The organism is Acinetobacter stercoris (genome assembly GCF_900323515.1).
Classification (GTDB): Bacteria; Pseudomonadota; Gammaproteobacteria; order Pseudomonadales; family Moraxellaceae; genus Acinetobacter; species Acinetobacter stercoris.
The window spans coordinates 1-5651 of the sequence record NZ_OOGT01000234.1 but is presented as its reverse complement, the minus strand read 5'-3'; the positions used below and the strand labels follow the sequence as shown (position 1 = coordinate 5651).

The window sequence follows — 5651 nt, the reverse complement described above, 5'->3', positions numbered from 1 at the left end:
ATAAAGAATCTTCTGTTTTTCGTATAGTTTCACCATTTTTTAACTCAGCCTGTATGAATTTAGTGTAAAATCTTGGAAATTTTTTTGGGAAGGAAGATTCATGTCTCAGCTTTCAACGATTATTGAACAAGCGTTTGAAAACCGTGCAAATTATACTGCTACAGATTGTCCTGCAGAAGTACGCCAAGCAGTAGAGGAAGCTATTGCTGGTTTGGACAATGGCTCACTTCGAGTGGCTGAAAAAATCGATGGTGAATGGGTTGTTCATCAATGGTTGAAAAAAGCAGTATTATTGTCTTTTAAGCTTAATGACAATAAACCAATTGAGTCATGCGATCTTCAATTCTTTGACAAGGTAGATACTAAATTTAAGGATTGGACTGAAGAACAGTTCAAAGCATCAGGTGTACGTGTTGTTCCACCTGCCGTTGCTCGTAAAGGTAGCTTTCAGGCAAAAAACGTTGTACTTATGCCTTCTTATGTAAACATTGGTGCATATGTCGATGAAGGAACCATGGTCGACACTTGGGCAACTGTAGGTTCATGTGCCCAAATCGGTAAAAATGTTCACTTATCAGGTGGTGTAGGTATTGGTGGTGTTTTAGAGCCTTTACAAGCCAATCCGACCATCATTGAAGATAACTGCTTCATTGGCGCACGTTCTGAAATCGTTGAAGGTGTAATTGTTGAAGAAGGCTCAGTAATTTCAATGGGCGTGTTTATTGGTCAATCAACCAAAATTTACGACCGTGAAACTGGTGAAGTCCATTATGGACGCGTACCTGCTGGTTCAGTAGTTGTGCCAGGGAACCTTCCTTCTAAAGATGGTTCTTACAGCTTATATGCAGCAATCATCGTGAAAAAAGTTGATGCAAAAACTCGTGCAAAAACAAGTCTGAATGATTTGTTACGTGCTGACTAATTTATAAAGCTCTCCAAGATCTCTACGATCTCAAGGGTCGTAGAGATTTTTCATTTTATATACTGTGGTAAATGTTATGAACTCTCTACGCTCTGCAAATATTCCTGTAACTGACCCTGCGGCAGGTCTGCGGATTACCGAGATTTTTTATTCATTACAAGGTGAAGCCAATACCGCTGGTTTACCAACAGTCTTTATTCGTCTTACTGGATGCCCTTTGCGTTGTACCTATTGTGATACAACCTATTCCTTTGAAGGTGGCGAGCGCCAGTCTTTAGAGCAAATTATTCAACAAGCAGAAAGCTTTAACACACCGTTTATCTGTGTGACAGGTGGTGAACCTCTTGCACAACCCAATTGCATTCCACTATTACAACAATTATGTGATTTAGGCTTTGAAGTATCTTTGGAGACTAGCGGTGCACTGGATGTATCAAAAGTAGATTCTCGTGTTTCTAAAGTGCTTGATCTAAAAACGCCTACTTCTGGTGAAGATCATCGTAACCTGATGAGTAATCTTGATCACTTAACTCAACACGATCAGATTAAATTTGTGATCTGTAATCGTGAAGATTATGAATGGTCAAAACAACAAGTGCTGGAATATAACTTGCATGAAATCGTAAGTGATGTATGGTTTTCACCGGCATTTGCCGTTGAAAAAAATGCTGCAAAACTTCCAGATTTAGCGAGAAATCTCGCCCAGTGGATTTTAGACGACCAACTCCCTGTTCGCTTCCAATTGCAATTACATAAATTGCTCTGGAATGATGAAACAGGTCGTTAATCTGCATACCTATTGATTGGAGATATTAAAATGCGCCCTCGCGCTATCGTGTTATTATCAGGTGGTTTAGATTCAACAACTTGCCTTGCATGGGCTCAAGCACGTTATGAATGTGTTGCCTTGAGTTTCATGTATGGACAACGCTCAACAACCGAGCTTGATGCAGCCAGGGCTTTGACTAAACGTGCTGGTGTTGAACACCGTGTTATCAATATTGATTTGGGTAATTTGGGTGGTTCTGCTCTTACTGATCACAATATTGATGTTCCTGAACAGGAGTCTGATGGTATTCCTGTTACATATGTTCCAGCACGTAACACTATTTTCCTCTCTTATGCTCTGGCTGCTGCTGAAGTATTTGATGCACAAGCGATCGTCATTGGCATCAATGCCGTTGATTATTCAGGTTATCCTGACTGCCGGCCAGAATTTATAGAGGCTTTTGCCAATATGGCAAGACTTGCTACAAAAGTCGGTGTTGAAGGTAAACCTTTAAAATTTGAAACACCCCTGTTACATTTATCCAAAGGGAATATAATACGCTTAGGGTTGGAACATGGCGTAGACTACAGTCAAACAGTCTCATGCTATCAAGCTGACGACCAAGGACGCGCTTGTGGTAAATGTGATAGCTGTCGATTGCGTAAGCAAGGTTTTATCGAAGCAGGTATTGCAGACCCAACACGTTATATACCGCAATAAACAGGTACCCCAATTTATGAAAATGTTAAAATCTAATATTATTCTTTCTTTATTTGCAGGCTTTGCCATGATGGGTTCAGTAGCTCATGCGGCTGATAATGCGCTTCAACAGGCGTATAAAAGCACAAATGTTAAATCTGCATTAGTGAATGTCTGTAAACAAGAAACTGCTAAAGGCGGTAAACTTAGTTCTGCTGAAGTAAGCAAATTCTGTTCTTGTCAAATCGAAGCACAAGGTAAAGTCACTGAAGCACAAAAATGGGAAATCCAAAGTGCTGTAAACCAGAAGAAAAACCCTTCTTCCCTCGCTTTTGTTCAACAACAAAACCGTGACCTGCAAACATGTTTTGGCCCTCAGCTTACTGCCAAGTTAAAAACTTTAGCTGAAGCTGCAATGAAAGCATCTGGTAAATAATTTATTATTTAACAACTTTCAAGCTAGCCACTTTATGTGGCTAGTTTTTTATGGAGATCTAATAAATGACAACAGAAAATATCACTTTACCGAATAAATCATTTCCTACGACATCTGGAGAAATCAACCTTTCTGAACTTACGACTGAATGGCTAGTTCTTTATTTTTACCCTAAAGACTCGACACCAGGCTGTACTACACAAGCCGTTGGGTTTTCCTGCTTAAAAGATCAATTTGATGCACTCGGAGCAACGATTATCGGTGTATCTCGTGACTCTGTAAAAGCACATCAGAATTTTACCGAAAAGCAGGCTCTAACTATTGATTTAATCAGTGATAAAGAAGAAGAGCTCTGTAAACATTTTGATGTTATAAAAGAAAAAAATATGTATGGTAAAAAAGTAATGGGCATTGAACGCTCAACTTTTATTTATCGTAATGGCAAACTTGTTAAAAGCTATCGTAAAGTAAAAGCTGCAGGTCACGCAGAACAAGTCCTTGAAGACTTGAAAACATTGCAAAATGCATAAAATAAAAGCCCATTGAATTGGGCTTTTATTTAACTTTTATTTGTCCATCGACCACTAAATTCACTTTTTCACCAATACCGCCAAATGCAGGCTTCATCCCGTAATCTTTACGATCAATTTGAGTTCTGGAGCGAATGTTCATAACGTGTACATTTTCAGTCGGTGTTAACTCTGTCATAAATACAACTGGTCTGGTCACCCCTCTGAGTGTTAATTGCCCTGATACGGCATATTTGTTTTGTTCAAGCAGTTTAAACTGAGTGCTCTTAAACATGATGGTTTTATATTTTTCTGCATGAAAACGATTTTTATCTAACATCATTTTTTGCATCGATGATTTATTTAAGTTTAGACTGTTTACATGAATTACAAATGTTGTTTGCGCATTTTGAGGCGCTTTTATATCAAAATTAAAATCAGATTGAACCTGAGTAAATTTTCCTTTTATGACTTTTATTCCCATAGATTCAATGTAAAAGCCTACATTGCTTTCAGGACTCAAGCTCCAGTTCGCGGCAAAAGCGACGCCTATAATGAAATTCAATCCAATAAAGGACAAAAAAAATCTTGCCTTAAAAAGATTTTCCTTATAAAACACTGAAATACCTCCACTATATTTCTTTATTTTTCTATTAAGCAATAGCTTAATCCATCTGGCAAATTCATAAACCTACCCTACATAAGATTTGTTGTATCTTGAGTCTGGTATTTGTCCTGTAATTGTTGATAAATTGGAGTTTTTTGAAACTGTTTTAAAAAGTGAATTGTACCTGTGGGAAATGCCTCAGCCTGTATTTCCCCCCGATAGTATGCTTCACGAACAGGAGTTGCCGAGATCGAGTCTTTTAAACTGTCCAACTCAAACATTTGCCATTCTGGAAATAACTTTAAATAATAAGATGTCTCATCTTTAAAATGCCCGATTAGACCGATTTTACTATCAGCTTTTACAACAGTATTGATTAAACCTTTTACCTGCTTTACCCATTTTTCATCATTGTAGACATCAATAACATGAACAAAAATAATGCGTTTTTGATCTTCTAATGAAAAGTTAGATAAAATCATCTGCTCACGCTCACAAGCGAGGAAAGGATTTTTTGTATTTCGTTCATTTTGGGCAGAACCCAATGCCAGAATCACGAATTCACTTTCTAACAAGGCAATCTCTACAGTTTGCATATGCGCTAAATGAAAAGGCTGAAAACGTCCAATGTAAACAAGATAATCAAAGGTTTTATTCATACACGGTCAGAAGTCTAAATTTTTATGAACTCATCAGTAATAACATAAACATCATTTATACGACATAATGAACACATAAAATCGAATTAAGTTTAAAGCAAGGATAGTACGATGACACTCAATTGTATTCAACAGCCTCATCAAGATTTAGATGCAAAATTAGAAGATGGTGTACTGACTTTAGCCATCAATAGACCCAAAGCAAAAAATGCATTATATGGCGAATTATATTTATGGATCGCGCAGGCAATCGATGAAGCCGACCTAAATAAGGATGTACGTGTAATCATTTTACGTGGTTTAGACAATGATTTTACTGCAGGCAATGATATGCAGGATTTTCTGTCCTTTGCACAAAAACCTTTAGCTGGAAAGGCTGGTGACAATCCACCATTTGTACTACTCAAATCGGCTGCAAAATTTTCCAAACCATTAATTGTGGCAATAAAAGGTGTAGCGATCGGTATTGGTGTAACCTTGTTATTACATACAGATCTTGTATATAGTGACAATACTGCCCTGTTCCAAATCCCATTTGTTACACTGGGGCTATCACCAGAAGGTGCTGCAAGTAAACTGCTTATCCAGCAAGCCGGTTATCATAGAGCTGCCGAATTGCTATTTACAGCGCAAAAATTCAATGCGGAAAAAGCGCTTAATGCAGGGCTGGTCAATGAAATCGTAGAAGATGTATATGCTCATGCTGATATGCAGGCAAAATTGTTAGCAGCACTACCAATTGCATCACTCAAACAGACCAAAGCACTCATAAAGCATAATTTACAGGAAATTATAGATTGTATTGATGATGAAGCAGAAATCTTCATGAAACGTGTGCAATCACCTGAAATGGCAGAAGCAGTTCAGGCATTTATGCAAAAGCGTAAACCAGATTTTTCACAATTCAATTAAGTAAAATTATGATTTTTTAAATGGACATTTCGAATGAGAGATGTCCTTTAATAAGATCACATTTCACATAAATATTCTAGTGTATTATTGATATTTAATAATCAACCAGTCAAATTACAAATATATGTTTTATAAAAG

The 5651-nt window shown here is 37.4% G+C and carries 8 protein-coding genes; 6 read left to right on the top strand and 2 right to left on the bottom strand.

The annotated features are described in order from the left end of the window. The first annotated feature begins 100 nt into the window (after positions 1-100). From dapD to KPC_RS17350, 5 genes are all read left to right on the top strand, one after another. Positions 101-922, top strand: a complete 822-nt coding sequence (gene dapD, locus KPC_RS17370) for a 2,3,4,5-tetrahydropyridine-2,6-dicarboxylate N-succinyltransferase (protein ID WP_121975599.1) — start codon at positions 101-103, stop codon at positions 920-922. Between the two features lie 76 nt (positions 923-998). After that, on the top strand, positions 999-1709 hold the full coding sequence (gene queE / locus KPC_RS17365) for a 7-carboxy-7-deazaguanine synthase QueE (RefSeq protein WP_121975598.1): 711 nt from the start codon (positions 999-1001) through the stop codon (positions 1707-1709). Positions 1710-1739: 30 nt separating this feature from the next. Next, on the top strand, positions 1740-2411 hold the full coding sequence (queC, locus tag KPC_RS17360) for a 7-cyano-7-deazaguanine synthase QueC (RefSeq protein WP_121975597.1): 672 nt from the start codon (positions 1740-1742) through the stop codon (positions 2409-2411). 16 nt (positions 2412-2427) lie between these two features. Beyond that, complete coding sequence (locus KPC_RS17355) at positions 2428-2826, top strand: hypothetical protein (protein WP_121975596.1); 399 nt, start codon at positions 2428-2430, stop codon at positions 2824-2826. Between the two features lie 65 nt (positions 2827-2891). After that, the gene (locus tag KPC_RS17350) at positions 2892-3356 is read left to right on the top strand and encodes a peroxiredoxin (protein WP_121975595.1); all 465 of its coding nucleotides are present in this window, start codon (positions 2892-2894) and stop codon (positions 3354-3356) included. A gap of 25 nt (positions 3357-3381) precedes the next feature. Here KPC_RS17350 and KPC_RS17345 read toward each other — a convergent pair whose 3' ends face one another. Together KPC_RS17345 and KPC_RS17340 are read right to left on the bottom strand one after the other, a co-directional pair. Further along, entirely contained in the window at positions 3382-3915 is a 534-nt protein-coding gene (locus KPC_RS17345) for a YceI family protein (protein WP_228212312.1), read from the bottom strand. Between the two features lie 116 nt (positions 3916-4031). Further along, the gene (locus KPC_RS17340) at positions 4032-4601 is read right to left on the bottom strand and encodes a nicotinate-nicotinamide nucleotide adenylyltransferase (protein WP_171334535.1); all 570 of its coding nucleotides are present in this window, start codon (positions 4599-4601) and stop codon (positions 4032-4034) included. A 111-nt stretch (positions 4602-4712) separates the two neighbouring features. Here KPC_RS17340 and KPC_RS17335 point away from each other — a divergent pair, with 111 nt between their 5' ends. Then, positions 4713-5513: an enoyl-CoA hydratase-related protein gene (locus tag KPC_RS17335; protein WP_121975594.1), complete on the top strand. Its 801-nt coding sequence runs from the start codon at positions 4713-4715 to the stop codon at positions 5511-5513. Positions 5514-5651 lie beyond the last annotated feature (138 nt).